This is a genomic window from Pseudomonas rossensis, from assembly GCF_039888995.1.
In the GTDB taxonomy this organism is placed as follows: domain Bacteria; phylum Pseudomonadota; class Gammaproteobacteria; order Pseudomonadales; family Pseudomonadaceae; genus Aquipseudomonas; species Aquipseudomonas rossensis.
This window is the reverse complement of record NZ_JBBWCB010000009.1, coordinates 46,031-65,131: the sequence shown is the minus strand read 5'-3', so window position 1 is coordinate 65,131 and position 19,101 is coordinate 46,031. Positions and strand designations below refer to the sequence as shown.

The following is a 19,101-nucleotide window of genomic DNA, read 5'->3' as shown; positions in this document are numbered from 1 at the left end:
TCCGGGTTTCTCCATCTCGTGACACTTTAGCCTTGGACGCCTGATTAGCGTTCCAAGGTTTTTTTTCGTCTGACAACCACACCCCTAGCAAGAACATGCAGAGCTGACCTACCCTAGCACTCCTATTGACTGAGCAGTTGCCGCCACAACCTCCATGCCTACAGTCAAGGAGCTTGATGTGTGTCGGCGCATTAAGCATGTATTTCAAACCGGATTGCCGCTGGACAGTCACAGCAGCATCCAAATCAAACAGATAGGCTAGAGCTCTGCATCTGCGTAAGGCTTGCAAACTAAATAAGGGACTGATCATGCGAGGGATTGAATGAAAAAGCTAAAAAGCCCGCTCACCCTATTGGTTTTGATTATTGTTGCAGCGTCCTTCAGCGCTCCGTTTGGAACTCCGCAACTAGCAGCTTTCGCAAAAGACTTTTTGCCAGCTGTAGCTACGTTGATCGCTGCCTACGCCGGTGCATGGTATGGAGCTTCCTTGGTACGAGATGCGGCTCAGGAGGACGAGCGGAAAAGGCAGATAGGTGCTGGCGCACGGGCTATGTTCACGTTGTGGCGCCAAGTAAATATTGTCGCTCAGATTCAGATGGACTTTGTAGATGACTACCGCGATAACCCCTCAGCCGTAATTTCACTCCCCCCAATAGACTACCCCCTAGAAGAGCCGCCGAGGATAGACCTGGATAGCCTTGCGTTCTTTCTTGACCTAGGAAATGCAGGGATACTGGAGGCACTGGTCATTGCCGAACAGAATTTTCTTCATGCAGTAGACGTGGTCCGAACCCGCTCGACTCTGCACTATGCGGAAGTGCAGCCAATTTTAGAAAAAATCATCCCCAAAGGCGGACCGGTCTCGCACGCGACTTTAGAGCAAGCACTTGGCCCACGACTGTTCTCACAATTGATAGACCAAACGAAACGTCTGATTTTCAGAGTAGACAGATCAATTGAAGACTTGGATAAAGTAGCTGAAGAGCTACACACGGCGCTGAAAAAAGGCTTTCCAGATGCAAAATTTCCTCAGGCATCAAAACCAGCAGTTTGAGTGTCACCGCTGCGGTGCCAAAGATTGAGCAAAATTCAGTGATTTGAAAGCAAGCAGCCTGTGCCAAACATCTTGCAAGGTAGTGCCAAATCCGGCACCAACTTACAGACCGGTCTGACAATTTTGAAGAGGAAGCAGGCGTGAAAAATAGAGAAGTCACGCAAAAGTCACGCACATGAAAAAGGCCAGTGCTGTGAACACTGGCCTAAGTCATTGAACTATATGGTCGGGACGGAGTGATTCGAACACTCGACCCCTAGCACCCCATGCTAGTGCGCTACCGGACTGCGCTACGCCCCGACTAGGCGTTAAATCCGTTCCTCTTCTCGAAGAACGCTCAAGAATATATCGCAAGCTTTTGAAAACTGGAAGTATTTAAAAGCAGGAATTTATTTCTTGAGTACCACCAGAACATCCTCCAGCTCGGCGATCATCTGGCGGATCATTTGCTTGTATTGGGTCGTGTCGTCTTTGGCTTCATCGCCGGACAAACGCAGGCGTGCACCACCGATGGTGAACCCCTGATCATAAAGAAGCGCGCGGATCTGCCGGATCATCAGTACGTCTTGTCGCTGATAATACCGGCGGTTTCCGCGGCGTTTGACGGGATTGAGTTGAGGAAACTCCTGCTCCCAGTAACGCAGCACGTGCGGTTTTACCGCACACAGCTCGCTGACTTCACCAATGGTGAAGTAGCGTTTGCCTGGGATGACGGGTAGTTCGTCGTTATGACTTGGTTCCAGCATAAGCCTCAACTCGGGCCTTCAACTTCTGCCCTGGACGAAAGGTGACCACACGGCGAGCCGTGATCGGGATTTCTTCACCCGTTTTCGGATTGCGGCCAGGCCGCTGGCGTTTGTCCCGAAGGTCGAAATTGCCGAAACCGGACAATTTGACTTGTTCGTTGTCTTCAAGAGCGTGCCTGATTTCTTCAAAAAACAGTTCGACCAATTCCTTGGCTTCCCGTTTATTCAGGCCCAGCTCTTCATACAGACGTTCCGCCATCTCAGCTTTCGTCAGAGCCCCCATACGTCACTTCCTTAACGTGGCGTTCAACCTTTGTTCGAGCGAGGTGAGGATGTTTTGCGTCGTGGTATTCACCTCATCGTCATTAAGAGTGCGCGATGGATGCTGCCAGGTCAAGCCGACTGCAAGGCTTTTTCTATCAGGATCAATGCCTTTACCCTGATACACGTCAAATAGCCTGAGGTCTGTCAGCCATTCGCCTGCATTTTCACGGATTACGTCCAGTACAGCACTGGCCGCGACGTCCTTGGCCGCAATCAGTGCCAGGTCACGACGCACTTCAGGAAAACGCGATAACTCCTGGAATTTAGGCATTTTACCCAATGCCACTTCGGCCAGAACCAGCTCGAAAACGAAGACCGGACGGTCGAGACCGAGGGTTTTCGACAATTCAGGGTGAATAGCGCCGACGAAACCGACCAAGCGACCTTCACGTTCGATGCGTGCGGTTTGACCCGGGTGCAACGCAGGGTGTTTGCCCGGTACGAAAGTGAACGAATCCAGTGCACCGGCAAAGCCGAGCACCGCTTCTACGTCGGCTTTGGCGTCGAAGAAGTCCACGACATCGCGACCTTGCGCCCAGCCTTCCGGCAGGCGGCTACCGCAAACAACACCCGCCAGCATCGGCTCTTGCTTCAGATCTTCCAGCTGACCGACAAAACGCAGGCCGCTTTCGAACAAACGAACGCGATCCTGTTGACGGTTCAGGTTGTGCTGGAGCGCCTTCACCAGACCCGGCCACAAGGACGAGCGCATGGCCGCCATGTCGTTCGAGATCGGGTTGGCCAGCAGCAGCGGTTCGACCCCCGGATTAAACAACTCGAATTGTTTCGGATCGATGAAGCTGTAGGTGATCGCTTCCTGGTAACCACGAGCCACCAGCAGGCGACGCAGCTCAGGCAGATCGCTACGAGCTTCAGCCTTGGCCTGCGGCGCCAGACGAGCTTGCGGGTAGCGAACCGGCAGACGGTTGTAACCATACAGACGAGCCAGTTCTTCGATCAGATCGACTTCCAGGCTGATGTCAAAGCGATGGCTTGGAACTTCAACGCGCCACTGCTCTGCCCCATCGGCAGAAATCTTCAGACCCAAGCCGCTGAGCAGTTGCTCGACGTCGGTCGAATCCATTTCCATACCCAGCATCTGAGTGATGCGTTGCGCACGCAGAGTAACCGGCGCAATCGACGGCAGGTGCTGCTCGTTGACGGTTTCGATAATCGGGCCAGCTTCGCCGCCAGTGATTTCCAGCAGCAGGCCAGTGGCACGCTCCATGGCTTCACGGGACAATTGCCAGTCCACGCCACGCTCGTAGCGGTGCGAAGCGTCGGTGTGCAGGCCGTAGGAACGAGCCTTGCCGGCGACGGCAATCTGATCGAAAAACGCGCTTTCCAGGAAAATATCACGAGTGGTCGCGGTGTTGACGCCACTGTGCTCGCCACCCATGACGCCGGCGATGGCCAGGGCGCGGGTGTGGTCGGCGATCACCAGCGTATCGCTACGCAGGCTGACTTCCTGACCGTCGAGCAGAACCAGCTTCTCGCCTTCTTCGGCCATGCGTACGCGGATGCCGCCATTGATTTCGGCGAGATCGAACGCGTGCAGCGGTTGACCCAGCTCCAGCATCACGTAGTTGGTGATATCGACGGCAGCGTCGATGCTGCGCACGTCGCCACGACGCAAGCGCTCGACCATCCACAGCGGCGTCGGCCTGGAAAGGTCAACGTTACGGATCACACGACCCAGGTAACGCGGGCAAGCGGCTGGTGCCAGCACTTCGATCGAACGCACTTCATCGTGTACAGCTGGAACGACAGCAACCACCGGACGGGTGACTTCAGCGGCATACAGCGCGCCGACTTCACGGGCCAGGCCGGCCAGGGACAGGCAGTCGCCGCGGTTCGGGGTCAGGTCGACCTCGATGCTGGCATCGTCCAGGCTCAGGTACTCACGAATGTCCTGACCGACCGGCGCATCGGCTGGCAATTCCATCAGGCCATCGTTGCCTTCGCCGACTTGCAGCTCGGCTTGCGAGCACAGCATGCCGTTGGACTCAACGCCGCGCAGTTTGGCTTTCTTAATCTTGAAATCGCCTGGTAGTTCGGCACCGATCATGGCGAACGGGATCTTCAGACCCGGGCGCACGTTAGGCGCACCGCAAACGACCTGGAAGGTCTCCGAGCCATTGCTGACCTGGCAAACGCGCAACTTGTCAGCGTCCGGGTGCTGTTCGGTGCTCAGCACCTCGCCCACCACCACACCGGTGAATTCGCCGGCGGCCAGCGTAACGCTATCGACCTCAAGACCGGCCATCGACAGACGAGCAACCAGCTCGTCACGACTTACCTGCGGGCTTACCCAGCCACGCAGCCACTGTTCACTGAATTTCATCCTGCTCTCCTAAGAATTCGTTACGACTAGCGAAATTGCGCGAGGAACCGCAAGTCGTTGTCGAAGAACAGACGCAAGTCGTTCACGCCGTAACGCAGCATGGCCAGACGTTCAACACCCATGCCGAAGGCAAAGCCCGAAAACTCTTCCGGGTCGATCCCGGACATGCGCAGCACATTCGGGTGAACCATGCCGCAGCCCATCACTTCCAGCCAGCCAGTCTGCTTGCAGACACGGCAGCCTTTACCGCTGCACATCACGCATTCCATGTCGACTTCAGCGGACGGCTCGGTGAACGGGAAATACGAAGGGCGGAAACGCACGGCCAGTTCTTTTTCGAAGAACACGCGCAGGAACTCTTCGATGGTGCCTTTCAGGTCGGCGAAGTTGATATCACGGTCGACCAGCAGGCCTTCGACCTGGTGGAACATCGGGGAATGGGTGATATCGGAGTCGCTACGGTACACACGGCCGGGGCAGACGATGCGGATCGGCGGCTGTTTCGATTCCATGGTGCGGACCTGTACCGGCGAGGTATGGGTGCGCAGCAACATGTTGGCATTGAAATAGAAGGTGTCATGCATCGACCGGGCCGGGTGATGGCCTGGGATGTTGAGTGCTTCGAAGTTGTGATAGTCGTCTTCGACCTCAGGGCCTTCGGCAATGCCGTAGCCGATGTGAGTGAAGAACTGTTCGATACGTTCCAGAGTGCGAGTAACCGGATGCAGACCACCCGAGGTCTGGCCACGGCCAGGCAGGGTCACGTCAATGGACTCGGCGGACAGTTTGGCGGCCAGGTCGGCCTCTTCAAACAGTGCCTTGCGCGCATTGAGAACCTCTGTGACACGCTCCTTGGCAACGTTGATCAGGGCGCCCACTTGCGGACGCTCTTCTGCCGGCAAATTCCCCAGGGTCTTCATCACCTGAGTCAATTCACCCTTTTTGCCAAGGTAGTGAACCCGGATTTGTTCCAGGGCATTGATATCTTCAGCGCTTTGCACAGCCTCTAGAGCTTGAGAGACGAGCGCATCCAGGTTTTCCATGTACAGACTCCAGATACAAAATAGGGGAAGAGCTTGAAGGCTCTTCCCCTATTTATGACGTTTAACACCTGACCCCACAGAGGTGAGGCCGGGTGACTGTCGGGGGTACTTAAGCCAAGGTGGCTTTAGCTTTCTCGACAATCGCAGCAAACGCCGCTTTTTCGTTCACTGCCAGATCAGCCAGAACCTTACGGTCGATCTCGATGGACGCTTTTTTCAGGCCGGCGATGAAACGGCTGTAGGACAGACCGTTGATACGTGCACCAGCGTTGATACGAGCGATCCACAGAGCGCGGAACTGACGTTTTTTCTGACGACGGTCACGGTAGGCGTATTGGCCTGCCTTGATTACCGCTTGCTTGGCAACACGGAATACGCGCGAGCGAGCACCGTAGTAGCCTTTAGCAAGTTTCAGAATTTTTTTGTGACGTTTACGGGCAATGACGCCACGCTTTACACGAGCCATGAGTTACTTCCTCTATTCTTGACTAAATTAACGAAGGCGCAGCATGCGCTCGACTTTTGCCACGTCACACGGTGCCAGCAAGCTGCTACCGCGCAGTTGACGCTTACGCTTGGTCGACATTTTAGTCAGGATGTGGCTCTTGAAAGCGTGCTTGTGCTTGATACCGTTAGCAGTTTTCAGAAACCGCTTAGCAGCACCACTTTTAGTTTTCATTTTTGGCATGTTCGGATACTCCGCATTCAGTTGATAAACATAATCAGAAGGCCTGCCGTGCCCTATTGATTATTTCTTCTTTTTCGGGGCGATGACCATGATCAGCTGGCGTCCTTCCATCTTAGGATGCTGTTCGACCGAACCGTACTCGAGCAAGTCACCTTCAACTCGCTTGAGGAGTTCCATCCCCAGCTCCTGGTGGGCCATCTCACGGCCGCGGAATCGCAAGGATACCTTGGCCCTGTCCCCATCACTCAGGAAACGTACCAGGTTGCGCAGTTTTACCTGGTAATCCCCTTCCTCCGTCCCTGGACGAAACTTGATTTCTTTAACCTGAATCTGCTTCTGGTTTTTCTTGGCCGCGGCAACCTGCTTCTTCTTTTCGAAGATCGATTTGCCGTAGTCCATCAGTTTGCAAACAGGGGGTACTGCATCGGCGGAAATTTCCACCAGATCCAGTTTGGCCTCTTCAGCCTTAAGAAGCGCGTCTTCAATTGACACAATCCCAAGCTGTTCACCTTCAGCCCCAATTAACCGAACCTCGCGTGCCGAGATATTCTCGTTGATCGGGGCCTTCGGTGCAGCTCGTTTATCTTGTCTCATTTCACGCTTAATAGTAATTACTCCGAATCTGGGCGACCACGCCGGGAAACCGCTTGAGCGAGGAACTCGGCGAACTGGGCGACGGGCATCGAGCCCAGGTCAGCACCTTCACGAGTACGCACAGCGACAGTCTGCATCTCGACTTCCCGATCTCCGATAACCAAGAGATAAGGAACCTTGAGCAAAGTATGCTCGCGGATTTTAAAGCCGATCTTTTCATTTCTCAAGTCAGACTTGGCACGAAATCCGCTTTCGTTGAGAGTTTTTTCAACCTCAGCGGCGAAATCAGCCTGTTTATCAGTGATATTCATGATCACTGCCTGGGTCGGAGCCAGCCACGCGGGGAATGCACCCTCGTAGTGCTCGATCAGGATTCCGACGAAACGTTCGAAGGAGCCAAGGATCGCCCGGTGCAACATCACCGGGTGCTTGCGACTGTTGTCTTCAGAGACGTATTCGGCTCCCAGACGGACAGGCAGGTTAAAATCGAGCTGAAGGGTACCACACTGCCAGACGCGGCCAAGGCAATCTTTCAGCGAGAACTCGATCTTCGGACCGTAGAACGCACCCTCGCCCGGCTGCAGATCGTACGGCAGGCCAGCACTATCAAGGGCTGCAGCCAGGGCCGCTTCGGCGCGATCCCACAGTTCGTCGGAACCGACGCGTTTTTCCGGACGAGTGGACAGCTTCATCTCGACGTCTTTGAAGCCGAAGTCGGCATAGACGTCCATGGTCAGCTTGATGAACGCAGCGGATTCGGCCTGCATCTGCTCTTCAGTGCAGAAGATGTGGGCGTCGTCCTGAGTGAACGCACGCACACGCATGATGCCGTGCAGAGCACCCGATGGCTCATTACGATGGCAAGCACCGAATTCGGCCAAACGCATTGGCAACTCACGGTAGCTTTTCAGGCCTTGGTTGAACACTTGCACGTGGCAAGGGCAGTTCATCGGCTTGATGGCGTAGTCGCGATTTTCCGACTGCGTGGTGAACATGTTGTCGGCGTAGTTGGCCCAATGCCCGGACTTCTCCCACAGGCTGCGGTCAACGACCTGCGGAGTTTTGATTTCCAGGTAACCGTTGTCGCGCTGAACCTTGCGCATGTATTGCTCGAGCACCTGGTACAGAGTCCAGCCGTTCGGGTGCCAGAACACCATGCCCGGCGACTCTTCCTGGGTGTGGAACAGGCCCAGACGCTTGCCGATCTTGCGGTGATCGCGCTTCTCGGCTTCTTCGATGCGCTGGATGTAAGCTGCCAGCTGCTTTTTGTCTGCCCACGCCGTGCCGTAAACGCGCTGCAATTGCTCGTTCTTGGCATCGCCACGCCAGTAGGCGCCGGACAACTTGGTCAGCTTGAAGGATTTCAGGAAGCGCGTGTTCGGCACGTGCGGACCGCGGCACATGTCGACGTATTCTTCGTGATAGTACAGGCCCATGGCCTGCTCGTTCGGCATGTCTTCGACCAGGCGCAGTTTGTAGTCTTCGCCGCGGGCCTTGAACACTTCGATCACTTCGGCGCGCGGAGTGACTTTCTTGATCACGTCGTAATCTTTTTCGATCAGCTGCTGCATGCGCTGTTCGATGGCGGCCAGGTCGTCCGGAGTGAAAGGACGTTCGAAGGCGATGTCGTAATAGAAGCCTTCGTCGATGACCGGACCGATGACCATCTTGGCCGTCGGGTAAAGCTGCTTGACCGCATGGCCAACCAGGTGGGCGCAAGAGTGGCGAATGATCTCCAGCCCCTCTTCATCCTTTGGCGTAATGATTTGCAGCGTAGCGTCGCTGCCGATGATGTCGCTGGCGTCGACCAGCTTGCCATCGACCTTGCCGGCCACGGTGGCTTTGGCCAGACCTGCACCAATGGATGCGGCGACCTCGGCTACGGATACCGGGTGATCGAATGAACGTTGACTGCCGTCGGGAAGAGTAATAGTTGGCATGGCGCCTCCTCTCCTAGTGGTGACCCCTACCAAAGGTCACGTGGGTTGGGATGAGCCAGTACAAGATCCGATCCAGGCCATTCAATGACGAACGCCTGCCTTACAGCGGCAGGAGCCTTGCGGCCAACCGGAAAACCGAACCAGAGTGACTGGGATTCAAATCAGGGTTATTCGCACATTTACCGCTACCGGGACTGAAGGTCATCCGGAGCCTGCAAACGCCCGAGCCAGGCATGCTAGCACAGATGAACGGTCGTCGATGCACCGAGGCTTTGTCTTGGGGCAAATCGGGCAATTTTATGCCAGAGTGCTGAACTAGAACCCTGCTTTACCCCTCAGATAACAAGACATTGACCCACAAGGAGCATCCCAGCATGCATCTGAAACGTTTATTCGCAGTAGTCGCCCCCATCGTTTTGCTGCTGCCACTGGCCGCCCATGCCGATTGGCCGAAGGGCGAACGCGAGAAATATATGGCTCAGTGCACAGAAGCGGCCACTCCGCAGATCGGTGCTGCAGCAGCGAAGGCTCACTGCGCTTGCGGCGCCGATGCCATCAAATCGTACCCTGCCAAAGACATCCAGTCCCTGATGGACAACACCGCCAGTGATGCTCTGAAACAAAAAGCACTGACCCAAATCTCGTCGTGCAAAGCCGATAACAAAGCGAAAAAATAAGCCCAACAGAGCGCTTTTTTCGCCTGCAACGACAGTAAAAAGCCTCTGAAAACCGCTTTTTCGTACAATTTATGCAGGTTTTACAGGTTTTTTTATTGTCTTTACTTTTGGCTGAAAGCCTTTTAAAACGGGGCTTGCAGCCAAACAAAGCAGCAAACAGAACGCGACTGCAGGGCAAACAGCACGTCCGGGGGGCTCCCAAAGCGAACATTTCGACTATGATACCCCGGTGTGCCCAGTTGGCCTGAGCAGCACAGCACTACTGAAAATATATGTTTCTTGGAGATACACCATGTCTAATCGCCAAACCGGCACCGTTAAATGGTTCAACGATGAAAAAGGCTTCGGCTTCATCACTCCTCAAGGTGGCGGTGACGACCTGTTCGTACACTTCAAAGCTATCGAAAGCGACGGTTTCAAAAGCCTGAAAGAAGGCCAGACCGTTTCCTTCGTGGCTGAGAAAGGCCAAAAGGGTATGCAAGCTGCACAAGTCCGCGCTGAGTAATTTTCAGCCGCACTAAAAAAACCCCGTCCACGTGACGGGGTTTTTTATGGGCGAAACAAAAGCCCGAAGCGATCAGCCGCAGTTGACGCGGGTGACGACCCGATTGGCATCGGTATTCAGATTCAGGCGATCGGAGCGGTACTCCAGGGTCACCATGTCGGAGGGCAAGAGGAACCGTGCATTCTGCGCGCCTGCGCGAGTACGCGCCTGCTCCAGCAGTTCAGGCGAAACCTTTTTGCCAATGGTGAATTCGGCAGCCTTTGCCTCACAACGGCTGTGACCCGTGTCAGTCGTCGTGACAGGATCTGTTGTCGACTCGGTGGAGGTAGTGCTGCAACCGGCCAGCATGGCAACGGCCAACAAAGTACCCAATGACGCGAGCTTCCAAGGCATGAAGCCTCCTTTTTTCAATAGTTAAGCTGAGATCGTGCGACCGCCAATCTGGCGTTTGGTTTCACAGGGAGTACTAGCACCCTGCCTTCTATTCGGACACGCGGCGAGTTTGCCTGAGCATCGCCCTGCCGTTTACCACTCAATCGTGACTGAATATGAACAGCGTTCAATAGACGTCAATGTAGTCGAACGGCGGATTCGGCCAGTTCTCTTTCAGCGCATTGAAAATCTGCATGACCCAGACCTCGTCACTGGCCGCGACCAATCCTACATAACCGGAACCCTTGGCCCACGTCTCCAGACGAAACAACAGCCCGCTGATATCAGTGCCGCCCACAACACCTGACGAAATGTAGGCGATGCCGCCCTTGGTGACTCGCAATTGAGTGTGCTCATCGTCGCTGGCAGAGGCCAGCAGCTGACGTACCGCCTCAAGGGTCAAGCCGTCAGGAGTGTTCAAATCGATCTGCACAGCACAGTCCTTGAAAATTCGTCAAAGACCAAGTGTCGCATAGCCCTCCCCTCATGCCTAAGTCGGAGTGCCAAAAGCCGCGCAAAATGGTTAACTCGACACTCAGACTTTCCCGACTTCACGAGCGCCATCATGACCACCGTAAGTATCGACGCCGACATCAAAGCCAAGTGGCCACAGGGCCACAGCTCTTACAGCCCGGGCAGCCCGGAAGAGTTGGCAATCATTGGTATCGATCTATTGGTCAAGGAACTGGGGACGCAAGCCGCCCAGACATTCATCGCACAGATATTCGAGAAGTACCCCACCGACTATATGGGCCTGATAGATAGCGAGTGAAAGTAAAACCCGCAGGCTGGCACCTGCGGGTCTATGGCTTACTTCAGAAGAGCCAGACGCTCGGTCAGCAGGTCAAAGAAGCCCTGGGCGTCGCCGCTTTCTACCCAGAAAGCGTTCTTCGGCGCTTTCAGGCCGTCATACCAGTCGACGATGGTTTGGCCGAACGTCGGGCCTTCGCGACTATCAACCACCACATTTACCGAGCGACCGGTGAACAACTCAGGCTTGAGCAGGTAGGCGATGACCGTCGCGTCATGCACCGGGCCACCCGGGATGCCGTAGTGTTCCATGTCGCCTTTGACGTATTCATTGAGAATATCGCCCACCAGCTTGCTGGCATTGTTGTTGATCGCGGCAATCTGCTTAAGACGCGCTTCACTGGTTAGGATCTTGTGGGTCACGTCGAGCGGCAGGTAGGTCAGCTTCACGCCGCTTTTCAATACCACTTCCGCAGCCTGCGGATCGGCGAACAGGTTGAACTCAGCCACTGGGGTGATGTTGCCGCCATTGAAGTGTGCACCGCCCATGATCACCACCTCCTTGATGCCCTGAACGATCTCAGGTTCCTGGATCAGCGCCAGGGCCAGGTTGGTCTGTGGACCGAGCATGGCGATGGTAATGCTATGGGGTTTGGCGGCTTTCAAGGTATCGATCAGGTAATTGACCGCATTGCCCTGGGCCAGGCCTTTCTTCGGCTCATGAACGGTGACACCCGACAGTCCTTCCTTGCCATGGATGTTCTCGGCATAGATCGGCGTACGCATCAGCGGCTTCGGTGCGCCCGCGTAGACCGGCACCTCCTCGCGACCTGCCCACTCGCGGGCCAGCCGCGCATTACGCGAAGTCTTGTCCAGACGCACATTGCCGGCGACGGTGGTCAACGCACGAATGTTCAGCTCTTGCGGCGATGCCAGAGCAAACAGCAAGGCAACCACGTCATCGGCACCCGGGTCGGTGTCGATGATCAAGTCGATCTTTTCCGCCGCCTGGGCGCTTGTTGCGGTAATCAGGGACAAGAGCAGCAGACTCCGGAGCAGGTGGTGCAGTTTCTGAGCATAGCGGTGCATAGCGCACTCCTTGTGCGTGGGATAACAGAAAGACAACAGCGAGTTAGAACGTAACCCCTGCCACCAGCACGATGTTGCAGTACGGCTGACATTCACCTGTACGAACAATCGCCCGTGCCTGTCGGCTGAGGACTTTGAATTGGTCATGACTGAGCAGCTCACGCCGACCCAGCGCACCTTCGGCATTCAGCTCATCGAGCGTCGCCAATGCCGAAGGCTTTTTGTCCAGAATCTCCTGGGCCAATACATGGCTTTCGACCTGCATTTCGCTGAGCACAACCTTCAACGTGCTGACGAAATCCGGGATACCGTGGGTCAGGGCCAGGTCGATCAGTTCAACGCCTGGTGGCACCGGTAGACCTGCGTCGCCGATCACCACCTTGTCGCCATGGCCCAGGGATGCGATCAGCCGCGACAACGCGACGTTGAGCAAAGGTGTCTTTTTCATGGTGCTTTAAAGGCCTGTACGTCGGACAAGGTGGGAATCGAAGGTTGCGCGCCAGCACGGGTCACCGACAGCGCCGCGGCGACCTGGCCGAAACGGATCGCTTCGGCCTCGCTTTTGCCGGCCGCCAGTGCAGCGGCGAAACCACCAACGAAGGTGTCGCCAGCCGCCGTGGTATCGACAGATTTCACCTTCGGCGCCGGGAAGTGCTCGAAGCCTTTGCCGTTGGCAAACAGCGAACCTTGAGCACCGAGGGTGATGATGACCTTGCCGGCGCCCAAGGAGATCAACCGGGATGCAGCGGTTTCGGCAGATGCCAGAGAATCCACTGGCAAACCACTCAGCGCCGAGGCCTCGCTTTCGTTGGGAATCAGATAATCGATGGACGCGTACCAGTCCGCCGGCAGTGGGCGGCTGGCCGGCGCCGGGTTGAGGATCACGGTCTTACCCAACTCACGGCCGCGTTTGAGCGCATGACCGACAGTGGCATCCGGGATTTCCAGCTGACAGATGATCACGTCCGCCGCCCGCAATACGGGGTCGAATCGATCAATCACCTCTGGAGTCAGCGCTCCGTTGGCACCGGCAACGATCACGATTGCGTTCTGGCTGTTGTCATCGACCACGATCAACGCTACGCCGCTGGAATCGTCGACGATGTTGACTGCCTGGCAATCGATCTGCTCGGCCAACAGCGCCCCACGCAGCTCTTCGCCGTAGGCATCGCTGCCCACGCAACCGACCATCGACACCTGCGCGCCCAGCCTCGCCGCTGCGACCGCCTGATTCGCGCCCTTGCCACCGGAAACCGTGGCAAACGACTCGCCGATCAGCGTTTCACCGCCACGGGGCAACCGTGGCGCCCGGGTGACCAGGTCCATGTTCAGGCTGCCTATAACCACTACTTTTGCGGGCATACGTCACTACTCATCAATTCTGTTTCAGCGGTGCTTTTGATTTAGCGGCTTTCTATTTCAACGGAACTGGGCGAACACGCCGGCCAGCGGCGCAGTCGACTCCCGCAGGACAATACTGGGCGTCACGATCCGTTGATCGGTGGCCATATCCGGCGTGGCGATTCTTCTTAAAAGCACTTCGGCCGCCATCTCGCCAAGTTGCAGGATTGACTGCCCCACGGTGGTCAGCGCCGGGTACACATAGCGGCTCATCTGAATATCGTCGAAGCCGATCACCGACAGCTCCGTCGGCACGCGAATATTGCGCTCGGCCGCCGCTCGCAGCACACCGATGCCAATCATGTCGTTACCAGCGAAGATCGCGCTCGGCGGGTTCTTTTCCAGCAGCATCGCGGCGGCGCTGTAACCGCCGGTGCTGGTGAAGTCGCTTTCCAGCATGCGCTCGCGGGATACTTCGACACCTGCCTCTTTCAGGGCACGGCAATAACCGGCCAGGCGCATCTGAGCCACGCTGGTACTCGCCGGGCCGCCAATAGTGGCAATGTCCCGGTGCCCCAATTCCAGAAGGTGGCGGGTCGCCAGATAGGCGCCGTATTCGTGATCGATCCGCACCATGTCGGCATTCACACCTTCCAGTCCACGGTCGACGATCACCATAGGCGTACGCACGCCTGCAAGGCCCTCCGCCAGCCCCGCGTCACCTCCAGCCGAAGCGACGATCAGCCCGTCGATGCGTTTTTCCAGCAGTACGCGCAGGTAGCTGCGTTGCTTGTCCGGGTTGTCATCGGAGTTACAGAGAATCACGCAGTAGCCATTACGCTCGCAGTAATCCTCGATGCCGCGCGCCAGTTCGGCGAAGTACGGGTTGAGGCTGTTGGGCACCAGCAGACCGATGGTCGCCGTGGTTTTGGCTTTGAGAGACCGGGCCACGGCACTGGGCACGTAGTCGAGAGTTTTGATTGCTGCCTCAACCTTGACCCGCACCTCTTCGCTCACCGGCCGGGTCTTGTTCACTACGTGGGAAACCGTGGTGTAGGAAATTCCCGCGAGCGCTGCCACATCCTTGATCGTTGCCATGACTCAGGTCCGCCGGCTTGCGCGCTGACTGCGATAAGTATCAAGCACCACCGCCACCACGATCACCGCGCCGGTGATGATGCGTTTGGTGGGTTCAGTTGCGCCGATCTGCGCGAGACCGGCCGCCAATACGGAAATAATCAGAACCCCGAAGAACGTACTGATGACCGAACCTCGGCCACCCATCAAACTGGTGCCGCCGATCACGACCGCGGCGATCACTTGCAGCTCCAGCCCGGAGCCGGCATTCGGATCCGCCGCTTCCAGACGGGAAATCTGGAACAGCGCAGCAATACCGGCCAGCAGCCCCATCAGACTGAATACCAGGATCTTGTAGGGCTTCGGATTGATCCCTGCCAGACGCACCGCCTCTTCGTTGGTGCCGATGCCGATCAGGTAACGACCGAACACGGTACGCGTCAGCACGGCCTGGGCAATGAAGATGATCAGCAAGGCAATGATGAACGACGGCGAGATGCCGAAGGCGATCGGGTTGGACAACCAGGCGAAGGCATCACCGATGTAGGCCGTGCGCGATCCGGTCATCTGATACGCCACACCGCGGGCCATTTCCAGCACGCCGAGGGACACGATGAACGACGGAATCCGCCACGCCACAGTAATCGAACCCGTGATGGTCCCGGCCAGTGCTGCCGCCGCCATTCCGAGCAGCGCCGCAGGCAACACGCTCCAGCCCCAACCGAGAATTGCCACGCTGACCGTTGACGCCGCGAGCGCGAGCACCGAGCCCACCGACAGGTCGATACCGCCGATGATCAACACGAACGTCATGCCGACCGCCAGCACCATCAAGTCCGGAATCTGGTTGGCCAGGGTGCTGAAGGTGTCATAGGACAGGAAATGGCTACTTAGAACCGAGAACAGCGCAACCATTGCCAGCAAGGCACCGGCCAGTCCCAGATAGGTACCGAGGCCGTAAAAGTTGCCACTACGTTTGCCGGCAGTCACTGCAGTATTCATGCGAGATCCCTAGGCGCTGCTTCGTTGAGCAACGCATCACGTTTTTGGTAGCCGGCGAACGCGGCGGCAAGCAAATCATCCTGGGTCCAGCTGTCACGCTCAAAGGTGTCAATCAGACGTCCCGCCGAGAGCACGCCGATGCGGTCGCAGATCAACATCAGTTCACGCAGGTCGCTGGACACCACCACGAGCGCTTTGCCTTGACGGGTCAGCTCACCGAGCAAGGCATAAATGTCAAACTTGGCGCCGACGTCGATGCCACGCGTTGGCTCGTCGAACAGCATTACCGAGCAATCACGCTCAAGCCACCGGCCGATCACGACTTTCTGCTGGTTGCCGCCGGACAGTTCCGACACAAGTTGCGTCGGGCTGGAGCTGCGGATGCGCATGGCGTCGATCTGACGCTGGGCCAACGCCATCTCGTCACCATTGTTGACGATGCCACCGCTGGAAATTACCGGCATATTGCCCAAGGCAATATTCGCGCTGATCGATTGGGTCAGCAGCAAGCCTTCGCCCTTGCGGTCTTCAGTGATCAGGGCGATGCCATGACCGACCGCGTCAGCCGGCGAACGAATACTAACGACCTGTGCTGGCGAACCGAGTGCAACCGTGCCGCTGTCCGCTGTATCAGCACCGAAGATCAAGCGCAGCAACTCGGTGCGCCCTGCCCCGATCAAACCGGAAACCCCGTAAATCTCGCCAGCGCGCACTTCGAACGACACGTCGCGAACCTTGTCGGAACGGGTCAGCCCTTTGACCGTCAAGGCTGGAGCGCCGATCTTGCGCGGGCCCATGTCGATGTGTTCGCCGAGTTCACGACCGACCATCAGCGTCACCAGTTGCTCGCTGCTGTAATTGGCCATCGGCTCGACGCAAACCAGGTTGCCATCGCGCAGTACCGCAATACGCTGGGCGACCCGCGCCAGTTCTTCGAGACGGTGCGAGATATAGATGATCGACACGCCGCGAGCTTGCAGACGAGTGATCTGCTCGAACAGCATCTCGACTTCACGGTTCGTCAACATCGCGGTCGGTTCGTCGAGGATCAGCACGTGGCAATCGCCAATCAGGTTGCGGGCGATCTCCACCATTTGCTGGTGACCGATGCCCAATTCGCCCACCAGCGTGTCCGGGTCAATCGCGTCGAGGCCGACCTGGGCCATGGCTTCGATCGCTGCCTTGCGCAATTGCCTGCGACTGATCCAGCCGCCCTTGCTGGGCAGGTTGTCGAGAAAAAGGTTTTCCGCCACCGACAGGGTCGGCAACAGATTGAGCTCTTGCATCACCATGCGGATGCCGAGGTCTTCGGCCTGAGTGCGGCTTGCGGGGCGGTAATCCTGCCCCTGGAATTGCATGTGGCCGGTGGTCGGTGTGACCAGCCCGCCGATGATCTTCGACAGCGTGCTTTTTCCCGCGCCGTTTTCGCCGGTCAGCGCCAGCACTTCACCGCGCATCAGCGTCAGGTCGATGCCGGTCAGGACCGGTTGGGCGTAGGTCTTACCGATACCGCTGACCGAGAGGACAGCGTTCGGGGCGGAAACTGACATAAAAACTCTCCATGCGCTCGCCCCGACGGGCGAGCACCGTTGTGTCGCCAGAAGGACTACTGGGTGACCAGCTCTACCGGAGTTTCGATCACGCCATTGGTGCCGCTGTCGACTTTCTCACCTTTGATGATCTTCAGCGCAGTCTCGATGCCAAACACGGCTTGCCTGGCTGCAAACTGGTCAGCGGTGGCCAGAACGCGACCATCCTTGAGCATTGGCTTGATGGCGTTGATGTTGTCGTAACCGACCACTTGCACCTTGCCGGCCTTGCCCGCTGCGCGCACGGCGGATACTGCGCCGACGGCCATGCTGTCGTTGCCGGCCAGCAGGGCTTTGACTTGCGGGTATTCGCTGAGGATCGAGGCAGCAACCTTGTTGCCTTTGTCGATTTCCCAGTCACCGGACTGCAAAGAGACGACCTTGATCTGCGCCGCTTCCATCGCATCCTTGAAGCCTGCGGTTCTTTGCTGTGCGTTGGTGGTGGTTGAAACGCCTTCGATGATGCCGACTTCGTCTCCGGCCTTCAGTTGCTTGGCCAGGTACTCGCCCACCAGACGCGCGCCTTTGCGGTTATCCGGGCCTACGAACGGTACGGTGATGTTTTTGCTTTTGACCACAGCCGGGTCCAGCTGGTTGTCGATGTTGATCACGGTGATACCGGCATCGATGGCTTTCTTGATCACTGGAACCATGGCCTTGGAGTCAGCCGGCGCGATGACCAGCGCATTGACCTTGGCCAGAATCATTTGCTCGACGATGCGTGTCTGGCCAGCCGTGTCGGTTTCATCTTTGATGCCGTTGGAGATCAGCTCGAAATCGCCGGAGTGGTCTTTCTGATAGGCCTTGGCGCCGTCTTCCATGGTCAGGAAGAATTCATTGGCCAGGGATTTCATGACCAGCGCGACTTTGGGTTTTTCAGGCGTCTCGGCGAAGGCCGAAGAGACAGGTAACGCGACGGATGCGGCAGCCAGCATAGCGACAGCGAGAAGACGTCCAGCGAATGGCAGCTTCATGGGTTCACTCCGATCTTATGATTATTGTGAGCAACGCTTGCGCTGGCGCAGGCTTCATTGCGCTCACTGATGGATAACCACCGGGAGCATCGCGCAAACGTTTGCGTAGACCGAACTATGCGAACCCTGCCGACATTTGTCAACGACCAGAAACGACCATTTATTTGAACTGACTGGCAAAAGCCGGGCATTCAAGTCATGCCGTGGTGTTGACCACCGTTCCGGTGCTGGAACCCTTGGCCATTTCCTTGACCAGGGCCGCGGACACTTCCAGCAACGCACCATTGGTGTCGGCAATCTGCCCTTGAACTGCCATGACCACAGTGGCCTTGGCTTCCGGTGTCGGATAAGACGCCGCCTGAGCTGCGGCTAATTGTTGCTGTTGCTCGCGCAGTTGCTGTTGTAGCTCTTGCATGCGTTTGAGCAGGACTTTCACCGCCACACTCTGGCTGCTCTCGTCTGGGGTTTCGGTCTGCGCGCCCGCGCTTTTATCCAACCCCAAAGGGCCAGTCTTGACTTGGTTGCCCTCACCTTCCTTCGTACCCAACGCTTGATTCGCGGCATCGACCGTCTGATCGCTCAACGCTTGAATCGTAGCGGCGGACTTGCCGCCGATGGTGACGCCTGCGGCGTTTGGGATACCAATGGATAACGACATGTGAACTCCTGAGTAGAAAGATCCTTTAAAGGAACATCGACCGAAGCGCGGGTTTCATTAGCACTGATTCGCAATCTTGCAAGGCGATTTGCTCTACAGAGGTCGTAGTACTTTTCGGAGAGCCGAACACAAACGCTCAACGCGTTCGGAAACCCGGACAACAGACTGTGTAACCATTCTGGCGACTAAAATAAATACTGATACAAATCATCAAGTTAAAAGTTTTCCTCATTCAAAGTACGACTGGTACAGATCCTGCTCATCTCATTCACCC

The 19,101-nt window shown here is 56.8% G+C and carries 22 protein-coding genes and 1 tRNA gene; 4 read left to right on the top strand and 19 right to left on the bottom strand.

Annotation, left to right across the window (positions count from 1 at the left end; all coding sequences use genetic code 11):
- Positions 1-322: 322 nt before the first annotated feature.
- Positions 323-1,054 (top strand): hypothetical protein, encoded by a 732-nt coding sequence (locus WLY71_RS04965; RefSeq protein WP_347802708.1) that lies wholly within the window; start codon positions 323-325, stop codon positions 1,052-1,054.
- Between the two features lie 223 nt (positions 1,055-1,277).
- Here the strand turns inward: WLY71_RS04965 and WLY71_RS04960 are convergent.
- The 9 genes from WLY71_RS04960 to thrS form a co-directional block, all read right to left on the bottom strand.
- Positions 1,278-1,354 (bottom strand) — tRNA-Pro (locus WLY71_RS04960).
- 89 nt (positions 1,355-1,443) lie between these two features.
- Complete coding sequence (locus WLY71_RS04955) at positions 1,444-1,800, bottom strand: MerR family transcriptional regulator (protein ID WP_003179985.1); 357 nt, start codon at positions 1,798-1,800, stop codon at positions 1,444-1,446.
- A complete protein-coding gene (gene ihfA, locus WLY71_RS04950; protein ID WP_002553164.1) occupies positions 1,781-2,083 on the bottom strand; it encodes an integration host factor subunit alpha in 303 nt (100 codons plus the stop codon). The genes WLY71_RS04955 and ihfA overlap by 20 nt, the downstream gene beginning before the upstream one ends.
- 3 nt (positions 2,084-2,086) lie before the next feature.
- Entirely contained in the window at positions 2,087-4,468 is a 2,382-nt protein-coding gene (gene pheT, locus WLY71_RS04945; protein WP_347802707.1) for a phenylalanine--tRNA ligase subunit beta, read from the bottom strand.
- Between the two features lie 26 nt (positions 4,469-4,494).
- A complete protein-coding gene (pheS, locus tag WLY71_RS04940) occupies positions 4,495-5,511 on the bottom strand; it encodes a phenylalanine--tRNA ligase subunit alpha (protein WP_007905876.1) in 1,017 nt (338 codons plus the stop codon).
- Between the two features lie 109 nt (positions 5,512-5,620).
- Entirely contained in the window at positions 5,621-5,977 is a 357-nt protein-coding gene (gene rplT / locus WLY71_RS04935; RefSeq protein WP_007905879.1) for a 50S ribosomal protein L20, read from the bottom strand.
- A 27-nt stretch (positions 5,978-6,004) separates the two neighbouring features.
- Complete coding sequence (rpmI, locus tag WLY71_RS04930; RefSeq protein WP_008145659.1) at positions 6,005-6,199, bottom strand: 50S ribosomal protein L35; 195 nt, start codon at positions 6,197-6,199, stop codon at positions 6,005-6,007.
- A 60-nt stretch (positions 6,200-6,259) separates the two neighbouring features.
- Positions 6,260-6,811, bottom strand: coding sequence for a translation initiation factor IF-3 (gene infC / locus WLY71_RS04925; protein ID WP_176469887.1), 552 nt, complete (start codon positions 6,809-6,811; stop codon positions 6,260-6,262).
- Positions 6,811-8,733, bottom strand: a complete 1,923-nt coding sequence (gene thrS / locus WLY71_RS04920) for a threonine--tRNA ligase (RefSeq protein WP_008145656.1) — start codon at positions 8,731-8,733, stop codon at positions 6,811-6,813. Before thrS ends, infC begins: the two co-directional genes overlap by 1 nt.
- 374 nt (positions 8,734-9,107) lie before the next feature.
- Here thrS and WLY71_RS04915 point away from each other — a divergent pair, with 374 nt between their 5' ends.
- Positions 9,108-9,410, top strand: coding sequence for a hypothetical protein (locus tag WLY71_RS04915; protein ID WP_347802706.1), 303 nt, complete (start codon positions 9,108-9,110; stop codon positions 9,408-9,410).
- A 292-nt stretch (positions 9,411-9,702) separates the two neighbouring features.
- Positions 9,703-9,915 carry a cold-shock protein gene (locus tag WLY71_RS04910; RefSeq protein WP_007905882.1) on the top strand — a complete coding sequence of 71 codons (213 nt, stop codon included), beginning with the start codon at positions 9,703-9,705 and terminating at the stop codon, positions 9,913-9,915.
- A 72-nt stretch (positions 9,916-9,987) separates the two neighbouring features.
- Here the strand turns inward: WLY71_RS04910 and WLY71_RS04905 are convergent, their stop codons facing one another.
- Both WLY71_RS04905 and WLY71_RS04900 read right to left on the bottom strand, forming a co-directional pair.
- Positions 9,988-10,308: an I78 family peptidase inhibitor gene (locus tag WLY71_RS04905; RefSeq protein WP_347802705.1), complete on the bottom strand. Its 321-nt coding sequence runs from the start codon at positions 10,306-10,308 to the stop codon at positions 9,988-9,990.
- Between the two features lie 166 nt (positions 10,309-10,474).
- Positions 10,475-10,780, bottom strand: a complete 306-nt coding sequence (locus WLY71_RS04900; protein ID WP_008145652.1) for a hypothetical protein — start codon at positions 10,778-10,780, stop codon at positions 10,475-10,477.
- Between the two features lie 132 nt (positions 10,781-10,912).
- On the opposite strand from WLY71_RS04900, the gene WLY71_RS04895 reads away from it, so the two are divergent.
- The gene (locus WLY71_RS04895) at positions 10,913-11,119 is read left to right on the top strand and encodes a hypothetical protein (protein WP_282483146.1); all 207 of its coding nucleotides are present in this window, start codon (positions 10,913-10,915) and stop codon (positions 11,117-11,119) included.
- Between the two features lie 38 nt (positions 11,120-11,157).
- Here WLY71_RS04895 and WLY71_RS04890 read toward each other — a convergent pair whose 3' ends face one another.
- From WLY71_RS04890 to WLY71_RS04855, 8 genes are all read right to left on the bottom strand, one after another.
- A complete protein-coding gene (locus WLY71_RS04890; RefSeq protein ID WP_347802704.1) occupies positions 11,158-12,186 on the bottom strand; it encodes a nucleoside hydrolase in 1,029 nt (342 codons plus the stop codon).
- 43 nt (positions 12,187-12,229) lie between these two features.
- A complete protein-coding gene (gene rbsD, locus WLY71_RS04885; RefSeq protein WP_140679595.1) occupies positions 12,230-12,634 on the bottom strand; it encodes a D-ribose pyranase in 405 nt (134 codons plus the stop codon).
- A complete protein-coding gene (gene rbsK / locus WLY71_RS04880; protein WP_347802703.1) occupies positions 12,631-13,548 on the bottom strand; it encodes a ribokinase in 918 nt (305 codons plus the stop codon). Before rbsK ends, rbsD begins: the two co-directional genes overlap by 4 nt.
- A 57-nt stretch (positions 13,549-13,605) precedes the next feature.
- Positions 13,606-14,625 carry a LacI family DNA-binding transcriptional regulator gene (locus WLY71_RS04875; RefSeq protein ID WP_347802702.1) on the bottom strand — a complete coding sequence of 340 codons (1,020 nt, stop codon included), beginning with the start codon at positions 14,623-14,625 and terminating at the stop codon, positions 13,606-13,608.
- 3 nt (positions 14,626-14,628) lie between these two features.
- Positions 14,629-15,606, bottom strand: coding sequence for an ABC transporter permease (locus WLY71_RS04870; protein WP_008145645.1), 978 nt, complete (start codon positions 15,604-15,606; stop codon positions 14,629-14,631).
- Positions 15,603-17,156, bottom strand: a complete 1,554-nt coding sequence (locus tag WLY71_RS04865; RefSeq protein ID WP_347802701.1) for a sugar ABC transporter ATP-binding protein — start codon at positions 17,154-17,156, stop codon at positions 15,603-15,605. Before WLY71_RS04865 ends, WLY71_RS04870 begins: the two co-directional genes overlap by 4 nt.
- A 56-nt stretch (positions 17,157-17,212) precedes the next feature.
- The gene (locus tag WLY71_RS04860) at positions 17,213-18,169 is read right to left on the bottom strand and encodes a sugar ABC transporter substrate-binding protein (RefSeq protein WP_347802700.1); all 957 of its coding nucleotides are present in this window, start codon (positions 18,167-18,169) and stop codon (positions 17,213-17,215) included.
- A 196-nt stretch (positions 18,170-18,365) separates the two neighbouring features.
- A complete protein-coding gene (locus tag WLY71_RS04855; RefSeq protein WP_347802699.1) occupies positions 18,366-18,827 on the bottom strand; it encodes a hypothetical protein in 462 nt (153 codons plus the stop codon).
- Positions 18,828-19,101: the final 274 nt, after the last annotated feature.